Origin of the sequence: Amycolatopsis sp. NPDC051102 (assembly GCF_040682815.1) — a bacterium.
Classification (GTDB): Bacteria; Actinomycetota; Actinomycetes; order Mycobacteriales; family Pseudonocardiaceae; genus Amycolatopsis.
On sequence record NZ_JBFBBT010000027.1, the window covers coordinates 97,074 to 113,612 of the forward strand.

General features: G+C 70.6%; 15 protein-coding genes. 9 read left to right on the forward strand and 6 right to left on the reverse strand.

Translation table 11 applies throughout. The features are described 5' to 3' along the window. Positions 1–80: 80 nt before the first annotated feature. A complete protein-coding gene (locus AB0M93_RS42815) occupies positions 81–755 on the forward strand; it encodes a fasciclin domain-containing protein (protein WP_364285509.1) in 675 nt (224 codons plus the stop codon). Here AB0M93_RS42815 and AB0M93_RS42820 read toward each other — a convergent pair whose 3' ends face one another. Both AB0M93_RS42820 and AB0M93_RS42825 read right to left on the reverse strand, forming a co-directional pair. Next, positions 756–1,748 (reverse strand): LLM class flavin-dependent oxidoreductase, encoded by a 993-nt coding sequence (locus AB0M93_RS42820; protein WP_364285511.1) that lies wholly within the window; start codon positions 1,746–1,748, stop codon positions 756–758. It lies immediately after the preceding gene. A gap of 43 nt (positions 1,749–1,791) precedes the next feature. After that, on the reverse strand, positions 1,792–2,451 hold the full coding sequence (locus tag AB0M93_RS42825) for a TetR/AcrR family transcriptional regulator C-terminal domain-containing protein (RefSeq protein ID WP_364285513.1): 660 nt from the start codon (positions 2,449–2,451) through the stop codon (positions 1,792–1,794). A 98-nt stretch (positions 2,452–2,549) separates the two neighbouring features. On the opposite strand from AB0M93_RS42825, the gene AB0M93_RS42830 reads away from it, so the two are divergent. After that, positions 2,550–3,536, forward strand: a complete 987-nt coding sequence (locus tag AB0M93_RS42830) for an NAD(P)-dependent alcohol dehydrogenase (RefSeq protein ID WP_364285515.1) — start codon at positions 2,550–2,552, stop codon at positions 3,534–3,536. Here AB0M93_RS42830 and AB0M93_RS42835 read toward each other — a convergent pair. Together AB0M93_RS42835 and AB0M93_RS42840 are read right to left on the reverse strand one after the other, a co-directional pair. Next, positions 3,533–4,462: a dienelactone hydrolase family protein gene (locus tag AB0M93_RS42835; RefSeq protein ID WP_364285517.1), complete on the reverse strand. Its 930-nt coding sequence runs from the start codon at positions 4,460–4,462 to the stop codon at positions 3,533–3,535. The two genes, AB0M93_RS42830 and AB0M93_RS42835, sit on opposite strands and share 4 nt — an antisense overlap. Before the next feature lie 197 nt (positions 4,463–4,659). Continuing rightward, positions 4,660–5,259, reverse strand: a complete 600-nt coding sequence (locus tag AB0M93_RS42840; RefSeq protein ID WP_364285519.1) for a QsdR family transcriptional regulator — start codon at positions 5,257–5,259, stop codon at positions 4,660–4,662. Positions 5,260–5,369: 110 nt separating this feature from the next. On the opposite strand from AB0M93_RS42840, the gene AB0M93_RS42845 reads away from it, so the two are divergent. Continuing rightward, positions 5,370–5,996, forward strand: coding sequence for a DsbA family oxidoreductase (locus AB0M93_RS42845; protein ID WP_364285551.1), 627 nt, complete (start codon positions 5,370–5,372; stop codon positions 5,994–5,996). Here AB0M93_RS42845 and AB0M93_RS42850 read toward each other — a convergent pair. Both AB0M93_RS42850 and AB0M93_RS42855 read right to left on the reverse strand, forming a co-directional pair. Then, positions 5,971–6,156 carry a hypothetical protein gene (locus AB0M93_RS42850; RefSeq protein ID WP_364285521.1) on the reverse strand — a complete coding sequence of 62 codons (186 nt, stop codon included), beginning with the start codon at positions 6,154–6,156 and terminating at the stop codon, positions 5,971–5,973. The two genes, AB0M93_RS42845 and AB0M93_RS42850, sit on opposite strands and share 26 nt — an antisense overlap. A 615-nt stretch (positions 6,157–6,771) precedes the next feature. Beyond that, complete coding sequence (locus AB0M93_RS42855) at positions 6,772–7,824, reverse strand: LacI family DNA-binding transcriptional regulator (RefSeq protein WP_364285523.1); 1,053 nt, start codon at positions 7,822–7,824, stop codon at positions 6,772–6,774. Between the two features lie 111 nt (positions 7,825–7,935). Here AB0M93_RS42855 and AB0M93_RS42860 point away from each other — a divergent pair, with 111 nt between their 5' ends. The 6 genes from AB0M93_RS42860 to AB0M93_RS42885 all read left to right on the forward strand — a co-directional run bounded on the left by AB0M93_RS42860 (position 7,936) and on the right by AB0M93_RS42885 (position 16,433). Further along, positions 7,936–8,865: a sugar ABC transporter permease gene (locus tag AB0M93_RS42860; protein WP_364285525.1), complete on the forward strand. Its 930-nt coding sequence runs from the start codon at positions 7,936–7,938 to the stop codon at positions 8,863–8,865. 70 nt (positions 8,866–8,935) lie between these two features. Then, positions 8,936–9,745 carry a carbohydrate ABC transporter permease gene (locus tag AB0M93_RS42865; RefSeq protein WP_364285553.1) on the forward strand — a complete coding sequence of 270 codons (810 nt, stop codon included), beginning with the start codon at positions 8,936–8,938 and terminating at the stop codon, positions 9,743–9,745. Between the two features lie 35 nt (positions 9,746–9,780). Then, entirely contained in the window at positions 9,781–11,124 is a 1,344-nt protein-coding gene (locus AB0M93_RS42870; protein WP_364285527.1) for a sugar ABC transporter substrate-binding protein, read from the forward strand. Continuing rightward, positions 11,121–12,665 carry an alpha-L-arabinofuranosidase C-terminal domain-containing protein gene (locus tag AB0M93_RS42875; protein WP_364285529.1) on the forward strand — a complete coding sequence of 515 codons (1,545 nt, stop codon included), beginning with the start codon at positions 11,121–11,123 and terminating at the stop codon, positions 12,663–12,665. The genes AB0M93_RS42870 and AB0M93_RS42875 overlap by 4 nt, the downstream gene beginning before the upstream one ends. Beyond that, entirely contained in the window at positions 12,658–14,412 is a 1,755-nt protein-coding gene (locus AB0M93_RS42880; protein ID WP_364285531.1) for a beta-galactosidase family protein, read from the forward strand. The genes AB0M93_RS42875 and AB0M93_RS42880 overlap by 8 nt, the downstream gene beginning before the upstream one ends. Before the next feature lie 35 nt (positions 14,413–14,447). Continuing rightward, complete coding sequence (locus AB0M93_RS42885; RefSeq protein WP_364285533.1) at positions 14,448–16,433, forward strand: RICIN domain-containing protein; 1,986 nt, start codon at positions 14,448–14,450, stop codon at positions 16,431–16,433. The last annotated feature ends 106 nt before the right edge of the window (positions 16,434–16,539 follow it).

Consider the following 16,539-nt stretch of genomic DNA (forward strand, 5'->3'; position numbering starts at 1 on the left):
GATTGGGGGCAAGCCGATTTCCCGGTGGCTCCGAATACCGGACAAGAAGAAGTTCTCAGCCGTATATGGGAGTGATTTTCGTGACCAAGCTTCGTGTCGCCGGAATCGGCGTCGCCGCTGTCGCCGCCCTTTCGCTGACCGCGTGCAGCAGCAGCGACACCGCTTCGTCGGGCAGCTCCAGCAGCTCGATGGCGCCGTCGTCGTCGATGGCCGCGCCGTCGTCCAGCATGGCCGCCGGCGCCGGCAACGGCGTGACCACCAACGCCGACGTGTTCGGCCCGGCCTGTTCCCAGCTGCCGCAGGGGGCCGCGCCCGGTTCGCTGGACTCGATGGGCCCGCAGCCGGTCGCCTCGGCCGCGTCGACGAACCCGCTGCTGACCAAGCTGGTGGCCGCGGTCAAGGCCACCAACCTGGTCGACACCCTGAACAGCCAGGAAGCCATCACGGTGTTCGCGCCGGCCGACCCGGCGTTCGCCGCGCTGGGCGACGCCAAGTTCAACGAGCTCGCCGGCAAGCCCGCCGAGCTGGCGCCGATCCTGCAGTACCACGTCGTCGGCAAGCGCTACGACGCCAAGGGCCTCGCGGCCGCGGGTTCGGTCGACTCGCTCAACACCGCCGGCGGCCCGGTGAAGATCGAGGGCTCGGGCGACAACATGACGATCAACGGCGCGAAGATCCTGTGCGGCAACATCCCCACCAAGAACGCCACGGTCTTCGTGATCGACAAGGTGCTGACGCCGGGCACCAACAAGTAATCAGCGTCCCAGCAGCGGGCCGAGGCGTTCCGCGATGTCGGTGAGGATCTGCACGTAGTCTTCGTGTTCGAAGGTGAACGGCAGGGCGAAAGCCACCTCGTCGATCTCGCGGAACGCCTTGTGCGCGTGCAGCCGCTCGGCGATTTCGGCGGACGTGCCGACGAAGTCGGGGGAGAACAGCATCCGGGCCGGCCCCTGGGGTTCCGCGGTGCGCGGCAGCCGTTTTTCGGCGTACGCCTTGTACTTCGCTCGTTGCTCCGCCGTCGCGCTGTCGGTCGGGATGACGACCAGGCCCTGCGAAACGCGGCCGGCCGGATGGTGCTCGCGGAAGGCCCGGATGTGCGAGAGCTGGATTTCGGCGAAGTCGGTGCTCTCGCCTTCGGCCTTGACCACGCTGCTGGTCAGGAAGTTCATCCGGTGCTCGCCGGCCCACTCCGCCGAGCGCAGGCTCGCGCCGCCGTACCAGAGGCGGTCGCCGAGGCCGGGCGCCTGCGGCTGGACCCGGTCCGAGAAGACCTCGAAGCCCGCGGTCCCGCTGAACCCGGTGGCCGGCTCGCCGCGAACGAAGCCGAGGAACCGCTGGACACGGTCGTAGGAGAAGTCCTCGGCGTCCGCGGTGTCCGGGTAGAGGGCGTGCTTGACCTCGTCCCAGCGCATCGGCGGGCCGACGCTGAGGCCGGGGTTGAGCCGGCCGCCGGAGAGCAGGTCGACGGTGGCGAGGTCTTCGGCCAGCCGCAGCGGGTTCTCCCAGCCGAGCGGGATCACGGCGGTCCCGAGCTCGATCCGGCTGGTCCGCTGCGACGCGGCGGCCAGCACGGCCACCGGCGACGAGATGCCGTACTGCAGGTGCCGGTGGCGCACCCAGGCGCTGTCGAACCCGAGCTGCTCGCCCAGCTCGATGATCTCCAGCGTGGACTCGTGACCCCGCCGCGGGTCGTCCGCGTCGAACAGGCCGATGGTCAGGAAGCCAAGCTTCCGCAGAGGTCGTGACACGTGCCGATTCTGCCCCGCCCGGGCGGGCGTCCCACCTGGTGGGCTAGCGCGTCCGGAGCCGGTCGAGGCCGTCGAGGATGACGTCCAGGCCGAACTCGAACTCGGCCTGGTCGTCGCACCAGCCCAGCGTCGAATCCGGGTGGTCGTGGGCGATCTCGCTCAGCATCCCGGCCAGGTTCGGCAGCTGCCAGGTCACGTCCACCGGCAGGTCCGCCGACTCGCCGGCGCTCGGGTCGAACAGCTCCTGGCTGAACCCGAGCGCGCGGCTGCCCAGGGCGTGCAACGCGTGGTGCACCAGGTCGTAGGTGAACCCGCCGGCCCGCATCAGCCCGACCAGCGCGTCGTAGTAGCGCAGGACCTCGGTGCTCGTCGCCGACCGCGTTTCGAACAGCTCCGGCGCCCAGCGGTGCCGGAGGAACACCTGCCGCGCGGTCAGGATCCGCTGCCGCACCGACTGTTTCCAGTCCGGGGACGGCTCGACCCGGCCGACGGCCTCGTTGATCTCGCCGGCCACGACGTCGACGATGCCGTCGAGCACGTCTTCCTTCTTGGCCACGTGGTAGTAGAGCGACATCGCCTCGGCGCCGAGCTCTTCGGCGAGGCGGCGCATCGTCAGGGCCCGCAACCCGTGAGCGTCGGCGAGCTCGACCGCCGCGAGCAGGACGCGCTCGCGGCTCAGGGGCATCCGCGCGTCGGTCGTCACCCACAAGATCGTACAAGGTAAGGCGCCATTGACGGTCTTACGTCGTACGGCGTACCTTACGACGTACGACTTACGGCGTAAGAACCGCGGGAGGCGACATGAAAGCCCTGTTCCAGCGTGTGTACGGTGCTGCTTCGAGCCTGGTCCTGGAGGACCTGCCCAGGCCGGTGCCGGGTGAAGGCGAGGTGCTGGTCCGGGTGCGGGCGAGCTCGGTCAACCCGTACGACTGGCACTTCATGAGAGGCGAGCCGTACGTGGCGCGGTTGATGCCCGGCGGCTTCGGCCTGCGTCCGCCGGGAGGGATCCTGGGGTGCGACCTGGCGGGCCGGGTGGAGACGGCCGGTTCCCGCTTCGGTCCGGGGGACGACGTCTACGCGCTCCTGCCCCAGGGTGCCCACGCCGAGTACGTCTGCGTGCGGGAGGACCTGCTGGCGCCGATGCCGGTCAACCTCACCTACGAGCAGGCGGCGGCGATGCCGATGGCGGCCGTGACGGCACTGCTGGCCCTGCGGGGTGTCGAAGCCGGGCAACGGGTGCTGGTCAACGGCGCTTCCGGCGGGGTCGGCACCTTCGCCGTCCAGCTGGCCAGGGCGCTCGGGGCGCGAGTCGATGCGGTCTGCAGCGCGGCCAACGCTTCGACCGCACGCTCACTCGGAGCGGACCACGTTTTCGACTACCGGACGGAGGACTTCACGCGCAGCGGCCGCCGCTACGACGTCGTGCTGGACGTGGCCGGCAGCCGGTCGGTGTTCGCCTGCCGGCGGGTACTGGCCCATGGCGGCACCTTCGTCGCCGTCGGCGGCCCGGCCGGACGGTGGGTCCAGCCGGCCGGGCACGTCTTCGCCGCCCTGGCGTCCGGGCTGTTCGCGAGGCGGCGCGTCGTCCTCGCGGACGCGGTGGCCTGCCAGGACAAGGCGGCGGTCCTGGCGGAGCTGACGGCGTTGGTGGAGTCCGGCGCGGTCACCCCGGTGGTCGACCGGACGTACCCGTTCGACGACCTGCGGGCGGCGTTCGCCTACCAGGAAGCCGGGCACGCCGGGGGCAAGGTCGTCGTCACCCTCGGCGTGCCCGGTGGAGCCGCCTAACCGTGGTGCGGGCAGTTGCCGCGGTAGTCCGAAATGGACAGGCTGGTGGCCGGGATCGGGCACAGGAACTGCTCGTAGCGGGTGTCGTCGTCGATGAACCGCTTGAGCCAGGACAGCGTGTACTTCGCGATCGTCGTGTTCGGCGAGTTCGGGGCGAAGTGGCTCGCCCCGCGCAGTTCGAGGTACGCGCGGTCCAGAGTGGACGGGAGGCTGGTGTAGAACGGGATCGAGTGCGTCGCCACCGGTGCGACGGTGTCCGACTGCGCCCCGACGACCAGCGTCGGCACCTGCAGCGTCGACCAGTTCTTGGTCAGGTTCCAGCCGGTCAGCGGGACCGCGGCCTGCAGTGACGGCCGTGAACGGGCCGCTTCCAGCGTGCCGCCGCCGCCCATGGAGTGGCCGACGACGCCGAGCCTGCTGCTGTCGATGCGTGAGCGCACCGAGCTCTGCTGGGTCAGGTAGTCGAGCGAGGCCAGCAGCTGCCTGCCCCGGCTGTCGGGCTGGTCGGAGGTGGTCAGGGTGTCGATGGTGAACACCACGAAGCCCTGCGAGGCCAGGCGCGGGCCCAGCCAGGCGATGCTCGACTGGGTGGCGGTGAAACCGGGCGCGATCGAGATCGCTCCGAACGTGCCCGCGGTCGTGGTCGTCGGGTAGTAGATGGTGCCGCCGCCGAAGCCGGAGACGGCCAGGCGCGACACCGTGACGGTGCTCGTGTCGAAGGAGCCGCGGGTGGCTTCGATGCTGGCGTTCGTGGGGTCGGGGCCCCGCTCGTAGGGGTTCGCGGCGGCGGGCGCCGGCGCGGCGACACCGGTGGTCAGGGCCAAGGCGGCCAGCACGACGCCGGCGGCCTTGGCGCGCCACGGACGGCGGCGGGAAATTTTCTCACCCGAGCCAGACGACGTCGGCGGGCTGGTGAGTGCGGACATGGATCGCTCTCTTTCCCCGGGCAGGCGAAAGCACGCCCGGACACAGACGGGCGGATCGGCGGAACTGGTGCACGGCAACGGAAGGGGGTGCCGCGTGCGGGCTGCGGGGTAACCGCTTTCCCGCCGCCTATGAAACACCCCGGCGAAATGTTCCACATCCTCCGGATGGGTGAGTGGTTGACGGACTGGGCGGTCGCTCAGTGACCGGCGGCCGGTTCCAGCGCGCCGCGCACGAGGGTGTCCACCAGCGTGGTCGCGACCGCCAGATCGACCGAGCGGGCGGCCAGGACGTCCGAGTACAGGAACGACTCGCCGAGCCGGACGACCGCGAACGCCAGGTCCGGCAGCCCGACCAGCGGGGCCAGCCCGGCGGCTTCGGCGTCGGCCCGGAACAGCTCGACGTGCGCGTCGACCAGCCCGGGCTGCACCGCGCCGCGCGGGTCGGTCAGCACGCGCAGGGCGACGTTCGACTCCGCCTCGATCAGCTTCCGCATGCCGTCGCTGCCGGCGACCTCGCGGCGGTACTCCTCCATCACCCACAGGCAGCGCAGCCGGCCCTCCGGCGTGCGGACCGCGTCGCCGTGCTCGGCGCGCCAGCCGTCGAGCGCGCGTTGCCAGGTCCGGTCGGACAGCAGCCGCAGCCCGGCGCCCATCAGGTCTTCGCGGTTGCCGACGCGCCGGAAGAACGTCGTGCGGGAGATCCCCAGTTCGGCCGCCATCCGGCCGAGGTCGAGGCGGGTGCCGGCCATGAGCAGCCGCGCGGCGTGCCGGACGATGTCCTCGGTCGAGACGGTCACCGGCCCACCCTAGTCGCGGGGGTACCCGGTGGCGGAGCCCCGCAGGTGGCCGCCGGTTACCTTGAAGTGCGCGGCGCCCCTTCGGTTAGCTTGCATCCGTGCGCGTAGACATCTGGTCCGATCTGGTCTGTCCCTGGTGCTATCTCGGCAAACGCCGCTTCGAGCGGGCGGTGGCCGACCTCGGCGCCGACGTCGAGGTGGTGCACCACTCGTTCCAGCTCGACCCGTCGTTCCCGCGCGGGACTTCGCGGCCGACGCGTGAGGTGCTGGCCGAGAAGTACGGCCGCACACTGGAAGAAGCCGACGCGATGGAAGCGCAGATGGAGGAGCGCGCGGCCGCCGACGGTCTCGAGTACCACCTCGACGGTGTCCACATGGGCAACACCGTCGACGGCCACCGCCTGGTCCACCTCGCGGCCGAGCAGGGACTGGCCGACGCCGTCGTCGACCGGCTCTACCGCGCGCACTTCACCGAGCGCCGGTCGCTGTTCGACCGCGATTCGCTGGTGGAGCTGGCCGCCGAAGCCGGCCTGGACGCCGGCGAGGCCCGGACCGTACTCGAGTCCGACCGCTACGAAGCCGAGGTGGCGGCGGACGGCGAGCAGGCCCGGGCACTGGGGGCGACCGGCGTGCCGTTCTTCGTGATCGACCGGCGGTTCGGCGTCGCCGGCGCCCAGTCGCCCGAGGTGTTCGCGCAGGTGCTGCGCCGCGTCAGCGACGGCGCCGCCGCCGGGTGAACCGCGACCGGTCGGTGGCGATCCCGGCCAGGTGCAGGGCAACGCAGAGCAGCCCGGCGGTGGTGAGCGTCCCGGTCGTGACGACCGGTCCGAGCCCGAACCCGAACAGCTCCATCAGCAGGGCGACCCCGAAGAGCACGGCGGCGAGAATGGCGAGCATGACGGCCTCTTTCCGCACGGTGCGGCCAAATGGTCCACACCACTGCGACGTTCGCGGGACCGGGGGTTCCGGTCCGGTGGCCGGTAATGCCCCCGCCTCCCGCCCCTGAAACGGCCCCCCGCCGCTCCCTTTCGGAGAAGCCTCACCCGCGCCTGCCGCAGCATCCCCGCGCCCGAAAGGCCGGAGGTCGCGTACCCGCCGGGTCGGCTCGCCTGCCCGGCCGCTCGGTTGACGTGCCCGCGCGGTCGGTTCGCGTACCTGCCGGGTCGGTTGGCGTACCCGCCGGGTCGGCTCGCGTGCCAGGCCAGTCGGTCGGCCTATCTGGAGCGTCGGCTCGCATGCCCGCGAGGTCGGCTCGCGTGCCCGGAGGGTCGGCTCGCGAGGGTGGCGCGGCATCGCCGTGATGTCCGCCCAATCACGCGTGATGCCCCTCTGATCACGCGTGATGCCGCTCTGATCACGCGTGATGCCCGTGGAGACACACGCGATGCCTGTGGAGACACGGGTGATGCCCGCTCGGTCACGGGTGATGTCCGCTCGGCGCCGGCGATATGCCGCGGCTCGCGGGGGCGCCCCCCGTTTTCCACGCTACCGGAAGGGTCCGACAGTTTCGGGTCAGGCGGGCGGGGCCGCCGTGCTCGAGCGGATCACCAGTTCGGTCGGGAGGAGGACCGGCTCGCCCGCTTCGGTGCCCGTCTCGATCTCCGCCAGCAGGGCCTCCACCGCGTGCCGGCCGACCGCCTCGAACGACTGGCGGATCGTTGTCAGCGGGGGCCAGAAGTGGGCCGACTCGTCCATGTCGTCGAAGCCCACCACGCTCACCTCGGACGGCACTCCGCGGCCTTTCTCGTGCAACGCGCGCAGCAGGCCCAGTGCCATCTGGTCGTTCGCCGCGAACACCGCCGTCACCGCCGGGTCCGCCGCCAGCCGCAGGCCCGCCTGGTAGCCCGACTCCGGTGACCAGTCGCCGACCAGGACCGGGGGGACCGTGCGGCCCGCTCGCTCCAATGTGGCCTGCCACGACTTGCGGCGGCGCTCGGCCGAGTACGACTGCGGGGGGCCCGCGATGTGCCAGACCGTCGCGTGGCCCAGCGACAGCAGGTGGCTGGTCGCGCGGGCCGCGCCGTCGGCCTGGTCGTTGTCGACCACCGGGTAGTCGTAGCGGGCGCTCGAATCGATCACCACCACCGGCAGGCCGTGTGGCAGTTCGATCTCGCTTTGGTCAAGCTGGTGTTGCTCGATGAGGATGATGACGCCGTCGACGGCCTGCTCGTTCAGGGTGCTGAACGCCCCCGTCACCTCGCCCTGCGTCGGCCGCGTCACCGGCATCAGGATGATCGAGAACCCCTCCGGGACGACCGCCGCCGCGATGGCGTCGAGGGTGCGGCTGTTGCCGAACGTCGGGAGGGCCGAAATGATCACGCCGATGCTGCGGAACTGGCCGTTGCGCAGGGCGCGGGCCGCGCTGTTGGGCCGGTAGCCGACCCGGCGCATCGCCGCCAGGACGCGCTCGCGGGTGGCGTCGTCCACATTGGTCTTCCCGTTGGCCACCCGGGAAACCGTCTGGCCCGAGACCCCCGCTTCGCGGGCCACGTCCGCCATCGACGGCCCGCGTCGCCGGGCGGGGCCGGATGGGGACGGGGTCGCTGTCTGGCGCGGCACGGTCACTCCTCGGTGTCCTGGACATGTTTACGTCAACACGTTACTCTGCGGCCGTCCATGTTGACGTAAACATCCTGCCGGGTCCAGAACCTGGCCCACGCGACACTCGGAGAGACGATGACGTCCACAGCGGCTCCGCCCGCCCCGGTGCCCGCGCGCCGGGCGTCCGCGGCCCGCCGGCCGCGGCGGAAATGGCGGGGCTGGCTCTTCGTCGCCCCCTTCATGCTGGTCTTCGCGCTGACCTTCATCGCGCCGGTCGTTTACGCGTTCGTGCTCAGCCTCTTCCGCGACCAGGCCTTCTTCGGTGGCACGGTCTTCGTCGGCGCCGACAACTACACGCAGGTCTTCGGCGACCCGAAGTTCTGGGAGGCATTCCGGCGGGTCCTGGTGTTCCTGGCCGTGCAGGTGCCGATCATGCTGGTGCTCGCGCTGATCGCCGCGCTGGCGATCGACAGCGCCCGGCTGCACGCCGCCGGGTTCTTCCGGATCGTGATCTTCCTGCCGTACGCGGTCCCCGCCGTCGTCGCCGCGCTGATGTGGGGCTTCATCTACGGTGACCACTTCGGACTCGCCGCCGACCTGAACCACCTGCTGGGCACCGACTCGGTGAAGCCGTTGTCGCAGAACTGGCTGCTCACGTCGATCGGCAACATCGTCACGTGGGAGTTCGTGGGCTACAACATGCTCATCTTCTACTCCGCGCTGAAGGTGATCCCCAAGGAACTGTTCGAGGCGGCCGCGATCGACGGCGCCGGCGCGTTCCGCACGATCGTGTCGGTCAAGCTTCCCGCCATCCGCGGCGCCATCGTGGTCGCCACGATCTTCTCGATCATCGGCAGCTTCCAGCTGTTCAACGAGCCGAACATCATGCGCAACCTGGTGCCGAACATGATCGTCACCAACTACACGCCGAACATGTACGCCTACAACCTTTCCTTCAACGGGCAGCAGTACAACTACTCCGCCGCCGTCGCGATCGTGATGGGCGTGATCACCGCGGTCATCGCCTACGTCGTGCAGCTGCGCGGCTCCCGGAAGGAGATGTGACGTGGCTTTCCCTTCGACGGCAAGGTTCTCGGTGACCAAGCCCCGGAAGTCGCGTGTCCTCACCGGCTTCATGGCGCTCTACCTGCTCTACACCCTGGTTCCGCTGGTCTGGCTGATCATCAACGCGACCAAGACCCAGTCCGCCCTGTTCTCGACGTCGGGACTGTCCTTCGGGGACTCGTTCGCGCTGTTCGACAACATCGGCAAGACGTTCAGCTACAACGACGGCATCTTCTTCCGCTGGCTCGGGAACACCCTGCTGTACGTCGTGGTCGGCGCCGGGGGCGCGACGATCCTCGCCACGGCCGCCGGCTACGGGCTGGCCAAGTACCGCTTCCCCGGCCGGCGCGCGGTGTTCGCCGTCGTCCTCGGGGCCGTGGCCGTGCCGCCGACCGCGCTGGCCGTGCCGACGTTCCTGATGTTCAGCAAGCTCGGGCTGACCAACACGCCGCTGGCGGTCATCATCCCGTCGCTGATCAGCCCGTTCGGCCTGTACCTGATCTGGGTCTACGCGGCCGACGCCATCCCCGACGAACTGCTGGAGGCGGCGCGGATCGACGGCGCGGGGGAGATCCGGATCTTCCTCACCGTGACGCTGCGCCAGCTCGTGCCCGGCATCATCACGGTCACGCTGTTCACGATGGTGCAGACGTGGAACAACTACTTCCTGCCGCTGATCATGCTCAGCGAGCCGAAGTGGTACCCGCTGACCGTCGGGCTCAACCAGTGGAGCGCCCAGGCCAACGGCGCCGGCGCCCAGCCGATCTTCAACCTGGTCCTCACCGGGTCGTTGCTCACCATCATCCCCCTCGTCGTCGCTTTCCTGCTCATGCAACGGTTCTGGCAATCGGGCCTGAGCGCCGGCAGCGTCAAGCAGTAAGAACCCGCCGTCACACCGCTGTGAAGGGACACTCGATGTCAAGATTCCGCAGTCGCGCCAAGGCGGCCGCCGCCCTCGCGCTCGCCGCCGCGCTCGCGGTCGGCTGCTCGTCCGGCGGTGGCTCCTCCACCGCGCCCGCCGCCACCGGCAGCCAGGACTCCGTCGACGCCGCGCTGAAGGCCGGCGGGGAGATCACCTACTGGAGCTGGACGCCGTCGGCCAAGGACCAGGTGGCCGCGTTCCAGAAGGAATACCCGAACGTCAAGGTCAACTACGTCAACGCGGGCACCAACAAGGACGAGTACACCAAGCTGCAGAACGCGATCAAGGCCGGCTCGGGTGCCCCCGACGTCGCCCAGATCGAGTACTACGCCCTCCCGCAGTTCGCGCTGACCGATTCACTGGCGGACCTCAACCAGTTCGGCTTCGGCTCGTTCGAAAAGGACTTCAGCGCCTCGACGTGGGCGCAGGTCAAGAACGGCAACGGGCTCTACGGCCTCCCGCAGGACTCCGGCCCGATGGCGATGTTCTACAACAAGGAAGTCTTCGCCAAGAACAACATCGCCGTGCCGAAGACCTGGGCCGAGTACGTCGACGCGGCCAAGAAGATCCACGCCGCCGACCCCACCAAGTACATCACCGCCGACACCGGGGACGCCGGGTTCACGCTGAGCATGATCTGGCAGGCGGGCGGCCACCCGTTCTCCGTCGACGGCCGGAATGTGAAGATCAACCTGGGTGACGCCGGCACCAAGAAGTGGACGTCGGTCTGGAACCAGCTGGTCCAGGGCAAGCTGCTTTCGCCGATCGCGGGCTGGTCCGACGACTGGTTCCGCGCCCTCGGCGACGGCACCATCGCCACCCTGCCCACCGGCGCCTGGATGCCCGGCAACTTCATCTCCTCGGTGGCCGCGGGCAGCGGCAAGTGGGCCGTGGCGCCGATGCCGACCTACGACGGGCAGAAGGCCGTCACCGCGGAGAACGGCGGCAGCGCCCAGTCCGTGGTCAAGCAGAGCAAGAACCCGGCGCTGGCCGCGGCGTTCGTGCGCTGGCTCAACCACGGCGGCGGCGTCCAGCCGTTCATCAAGAGCGGCGGCTTCCCGTCCACCACGGCCGACCTGAACTCGCCCGCGTTCGTCGACGAGGCGCTGCCGTACTTCGGCGGCCAGAAGGTCAACCAGGTGCTCACCCAGGCGTCGAAGGACGTCGCGCCGGGCTGGACCTACCTGCCGTTCCAGACCTACGCCAACAGCATCTACAGCGACACGGTGGGCAAGGCCTACCTCGCCAACTCCGGGCTCGACGCCGGACTGGCCGCCTGGCAGCAGGCGCTCGTGGACTACGGCAACCAGCAGGGCTTCACGGTCAGCGCCGGATGACCGTCGACATCGAAGGCGACGCGGGCCAGGTCATCGGCCCGGTCCCGCGTCGCCTCTTCGGCTCGTTCGTCGAGCACATGGGCCGGTCTGTCTACACCGGACTGCACGAGCCCGGTCACTCCACAGCGGACGAACGCGGGTTCCGCGGCGACGTGCTGGAGCTGGTCCGGGAACTCGGCCCGACCGTCATCCGCTACCCCGGCGGCAACTTCGTCTCCGGCTACCGCTGGGAAGACGGCGTCGGACCGGCCGAAACCCGGCCGGTCCGGCTGGACCCGGCGTGGCACAGCGTCGAATCCAACCGCTTCGGCCTGCACGAATTCGTCGCGTGGGCCGAAGCCGCGGGTGCCGAGGTGATGTACGCCGTCAACCTCGGCACCCGCGGCATCCAGGAAGCCGCCGATGTCCTGGAGTACTGCAACCACGCCGGCGGCACGGAACTGAGCGAGCGGCGGCGCGCCAACGGCGCCGACCGCCCGTTCGGCTTCAAGCTGTGGTGCCTGGGCAACGAGATGGACGGCCCGTGGCAGATCGGCCACAAGACGGCCGACGAGTACGGCCGCCTGGCCGCCGAGACCGCCCGGCTGATGCGGATGATCGACCCCGGCGTCGAGCTCGTCGTCGCGGGCAGCTCGCACGCCGACATGCCGACGTTCGGCTCGTGGGAGCGCACGGTGCTGCGCCACACCGCCGAGCTGGTCGACCACATCTCGCTGCACGCCTACTACCAGGAGCTGCACGGCGACACCGACAGCTACCTGGCCAGCGCGGCCGCGCTCGACCGCTACATCGCCACGACGGGCGGGGTCATCGACGAAACGCTCGCCGAGCTGGGGCTCGACAAGAAGATCGGGATCAGCGTCGACGAGTGGAACGTCTGGGACCTGCGCCGCTGGAACGAGGTCGACCAGGCGAAGCTCGCCGAGGGCGGCTGGCGGCAGCACCCGCGGATCATCGAGGACACCTACACCGTCACCGACGCGGTCGTCGTCGGCTCGCTGCTGGGTTCGCTGCTGCGCAACGTCGACCGCGTCACCATGGCCAACCAGGCGCAGCTGGTGAACGTCATCGCGCCGATCCGCACCGAACCCGGCGGCCCGGCGTGGCGCCAGACGACGTTCCACCCGTTCCAGCGCGTCGCCGCGCTGGCCGGCGGGGCGAGCCTGCGCCTGGGCGTCGAAGGGGACCGGCTCCGCACCGCGCAGCACGGGGAGGTCGCCCTCGTCGACGTCGCCGCGACGGTCGAGGAGTCCGGGCGGGGCGCGGTGTTCCTGACCAACCGCGCCACGGCTGCGCCGACCGAAGTCCGGATCCGCCTGCGCGGCGCCCGCTTCGGCGTCTACGCGGCCGAAACCCTGACCACACCGGACGGCGAGACCCGCCACGCCGTGAACACCGCCGACTCACAACCGGTCCGGCCGGTGCCGCTACCCGGCGCCGTCGCGACGTCCGATCCCGGGGGGACGACCATCACCGTGACACTGCCACCCCTGTCCTGGAGCGTGCTCCAGCTGACCCCGCAGGCGGGTCCGCATGCCTGAGTTCGCGATCGGGGAACACGACTTCCTGCTCGACGGCCGCCCGTTCCGCATCCTGTCCGGTGCTCTGCACTACTTCCGCGTCCACCCGGACCTGTGGGCCGACCGGATCGACAAGGCCCGGCGGATGGGGCTCAACACCATCGAGACGTACGTGGCGTGGAACGCGCACGCCCCCGAGCCCGGCACGTTCGACCTGAGCGGCGGTCTCGACCTGGACCGGTTCCTGCGCATGGTCGCCGACGCCGGGATGTACGCGATCGTGCGGCCCGGCCCGTACATCTGCGCCGAGTGGGACAACGGCGGGCTGCCGGCGTGGTTGTTCCGCGACCCCGACGTCGGGGTGCGGCGGTACGAGCCGAAGTACTTGGCCGCGGTGCGCGACTACCTGACGAAGGTGTACGAAGTCGTCGTCCCGCACCAGATCGACCGCGGCGGGCCGGTGCTGCTGGTCCAGGTGGAGAACGAATACGGTGCGTTCGGCGACGACAAGCAGTACCTGAAAGCGCTCGCCGAGCACACCCGCGACTCCGGCGTCACCGTGCCACTGACCACAGTGGACCAGCCGACGCCGGAGATGCTGGAAGCCGGCAGCCTCGACGGGCTGCACCGCACGGCGTCGTTCGGGTCCGGCGCCGAAGCGCGGCTGGCGATCCTGCGCGCGCACCAGCCGACCGGGCCGCTGATGTGCAGCGAGTTCTGGAACGGCTGGTTCGACCACTGGGGCGCCCACCACCACACGACGTCGGCCGCGGACTCGGCGGCGGAGCTCGACGCGCTGCTCGCCGCGGGCGCGTCGGTCAACCTGTACATGTTCCACGGGGGCACCAACTTCGGGCTGACCAGCGGCGCCAACGACAAGGGCGTCTACCAGCCGCTGGTGACGTCCTACGACTACGACGCGCCGCTGGACGAAGCCGGCGACCCGACGCCGAAGTACCACGCCTTCCGGGACGTGATCGCCCGCTACCACAAGGTGCCGGATTCCGTGCCGCCGCCGGCGCGGCCCGCACCGACGCCGGCCGGGGTGCTGCGGGATCCCGTCCGGCTGCTCGACGCGCCGGACCGCTGGGGCACCTGGGAGTTCCACGAGGAACTGCCCGCGTTCGACGACCTCACGCCGATGCCGCAGCTGGCGCTGCTGCGGTGTCCCGTCGACGGGGACCGGCCCGGCGTGCTGACCTTCGGCGAGGTCCGCGACCGCGCGACGGTCTACTTCGACGGCGACCTCGTGGGCACGCTCTCCCGCGAGCACCACGACCGCGCGATCCCGCTGCCGCGCGCTCGCGGTGAGCTGCTGGTGCTGGTCGAGGACCAGGGCCGCGTCGACTACGGCCCGCGCATCGGCGAGGCGAAGGGCATCATCGGCGGGGCGACGCTGCACGGCGAGCCGCTGGCCGGCTGGGACGTGCTCCCGTTCGACCTGGCCGCGCTGCCCTCACTGCGCCCGCACACGCCGGAATCGGTGGCAGGTGCGGTACCCGGGCCGGTGCTGCTGCGCACCGAGATCGAGGTGGACGCGCCCGCCGACCTCTTCCTCGACACCGGGGAGTGGGGCAAGGGGGTCGCGTGGCTCAACGGGTTCGCGCTCGGCCGGTACTGGCGGCGCGGTCCGCAACGGACGTTGTACGTGCCGCGCCCGGTGGTCCGGGCCGGTGCCAACGAACTGGTCGTGCTCGAACTCGGCACGATGCTCGACCCCGCGGCCCGGTTCGTGCCGCGGCCGCTGCTCGGCCACACCGAGGCATGAGAAGAGTCCCCACCGCACCGAAGGGCAGTTCGACGATGAACTTGCGGCGTTTGCTCACCGTCCTTTGTGTACCGATTGTCGCGACCGGGCTCGCGGCGGCGCCGGCGGAAGCGGCCACCGCCGTCACGGTCAAACCGGATCCGACGTACCGGCAGCAGCCCTTCGACGGCTGGGGCGCCAGCCTGGCGTGGATGGCCGAGGCGACCGGCGGCTACCCGGACGCGATCCGGAACAAGCTGGCGGACCTGGTCTTCGGCCCCGACGGGCTGAACCTGAACATCGCCCGGTTCAACGTCGGCGGCGGCAACGCCCCCGACGTCCCGGCGTACCTGCGCCCGGGCGCCGCCGTCCCGGGCTGGTGGAAGGCGCCGGCCGGCACCACCCGCGCCGACAAGGACTGGTGGACGCCGGGCGACGCGGCCGAGTTCGACCCGAAGGCCGACCCGAACCAGCGCTGGTGGGTCGACAAGATCAAGAACCGCGTCACGAAGTGGGAGGCGTTCAGCAACTCGCCGCCGTACTTCCAGACCGTGTCCGGGTACGTCTCGGGCGGCTTCAAAGCCACCGACGAGCAGCTGCGCGGCGACAAGATCGGCGACTTCACCGCGTACCTGACGCAGGTCGTGCGGACCCTCGAACGCGCGCACGGCATCAGGTTCGCGTCGGTGAACCCGCTGAACGAGCCCAACACGAACTACTGGAAGACCACGCTCGGCGCCGACGGCAACCCGACCGGCGGCCGGCAGGAAGGCGCGCACATCGGGCCGTCGGTCCAGTCGCAGCTGATCCCGGCGATGGCTTCGGCGCTGAAGGCGGCCGGCTCGCGGGCGATCGTCTCCGCGCCTGACGAGACCAACCCGGACATCTTCGCCGCGGACTGGAGCGGCTGGTCGGCCGACGCCCGCGCGGCGGCGGGCCGGCTCAACGTCCACACCTACGGCACCGGCAACCGGCCGGTGCCGCGGGACCTGGCCAAGGGCGCGGGCAAGCCGCTGTGGATGAGCGAGGTCGGCGGCAGCTGGCTGGACCGGCAGGACTTCACCGACATGGACCCCGGCCTCGGCATGGCCAAGCAGATCACCGACGACCTGCGGCTCCTGGAACCGAGCGCGTGGGTCAGCTGGCAGCCGATCGAGGACTACAACAACATGAAGCCGGGTGGCGAGTCCGCGGCCGGGATGAACTGGGGCGAGATCCAGGTCCCGTTCGACTGCCCGAAGACCGCCACGCTGCAGACGTGCCAGATCAAGACGAACACGAAGTTCAACACGATGCGCAACTTCACCCACTACATCAAGCCGGGTGACCGGCTCGTCGGGGTGAACGACACCGCGTCGACGGCCGCGATGCGCGGCGAGGACCTGGCCACGGTCGTGCACACCAACGCGGGCACCGACGACCAGGACGTCACGCTGGACCTGTCCGGGTTCCGCAACGTCCGGCCGGGCGCTTCGGTGACGCCGGTGGTCACCGACGTCACCGGGGCGCTGAAGCGGGGCAAGCCGGTGCGGGTGACCGCGGGTAAGGCGACGCTGCGGGTGCCGGCGCGCTCGGTGACGAGCTTCCTGGTCGACGGCGTCTCCTCGACGGCGGCCGGCACGGGCATCGGCTCCGGCAAGCCGGTCACCTTCACCGGCGTGCAGAGCGGCAAGTCGCTGGCGGCGGAGAACGGCACGCTGGTCCAGCACACGACGGACGCCTCGGCGGCGGCGCAGCGCTGGACGCTGACCGACCGCACGGGCCGCTACGGCAACCGCGACCGGTTCACCATCACCAACACGGGCACCGGCCAGGTGCTGAGCACGGCGGGCGGCGCGGTGACGCTGGCCGCGGCGGGCACGTGCGACCCGGCGGCGCAATGGACGCTGTCCACCACCGGCGACGGCACGTGGACGTTCGTCAACGCGGCGAGCGGCCAGCTGCTCGACGTCACCGGCGAGTCCCGCGCGGACGGCGCCCGGATCGGCCTCTACAAGCCCACCAACGGCCCCAACCAGCGCTGGCAGGCCCTCACCGGCTGACCTGGTCGTGGGGGGTGATGGGGGTGTGTACTCGCCGAAACACCAACAACACCGCGGGCGGGGGGGGTTGTGGGGGTCGGGGCCCCGCGACCACACCCGGGGCCGC

Excerpts from the sequence above, each read along its gene's own strand:
- AB0M93_RS42830 (WP_364285515.1), top strand. The coding sequence starts at position 2,550 with ATGAAAGCCCTGTTCCAGCGTGTGTACGGTGCTGCTTCGAGCCTGGTC.
- AB0M93_RS42835 (WP_364285517.1), bottom strand. The coding sequence starts at position 4,462 with ATGTCCGCACTCACCAGCCCGCCGACGTCGTCTGGCTCGGGTGAGAAA.
- AB0M93_RS42850 (WP_364285521.1), bottom strand. The coding sequence starts at position 6,156 with ATGCTCGCCATTCTCGCCGCCGTGCTCTTCGGGGTCGCCCTGCTGATG.
- AB0M93_RS42860 (WP_364285525.1), top strand. The coding sequence starts at position 7,936 with ATGACGTCCACAGCGGCTCCGCCCGCCCCGGTGCCCGCGCGCCGGGCG.
- AB0M93_RS42865 (WP_364285553.1), top strand. The coding sequence starts at position 8,936 with ATGGCGCTCTACCTGCTCTACACCCTGGTTCCGCTGGTCTGGCTGATC.
- AB0M93_RS42870 (WP_364285527.1), top strand. The coding sequence starts at position 9,781 with ATGTCAAGATTCCGCAGTCGCGCCAAGGCGGCCGCCGCCCTCGCGCTC.
- AB0M93_RS42875 (WP_364285529.1), top strand. The coding sequence starts at position 11,121 with ATGACCGTCGACATCGAAGGCGACGCGGGCCAGGTCATCGGCCCGGTC.
- AB0M93_RS42880 (WP_364285531.1), top strand. The coding sequence starts at position 12,658 with ATGCCTGAGTTCGCGATCGGGGAACACGACTTCCTGCTCGACGGCCGC.
- AB0M93_RS42885 (WP_364285533.1), top strand. The coding sequence starts at position 14,448 with ATGAACTTGCGGCGTTTGCTCACCGTCCTTTGTGTACCGATTGTCGCG.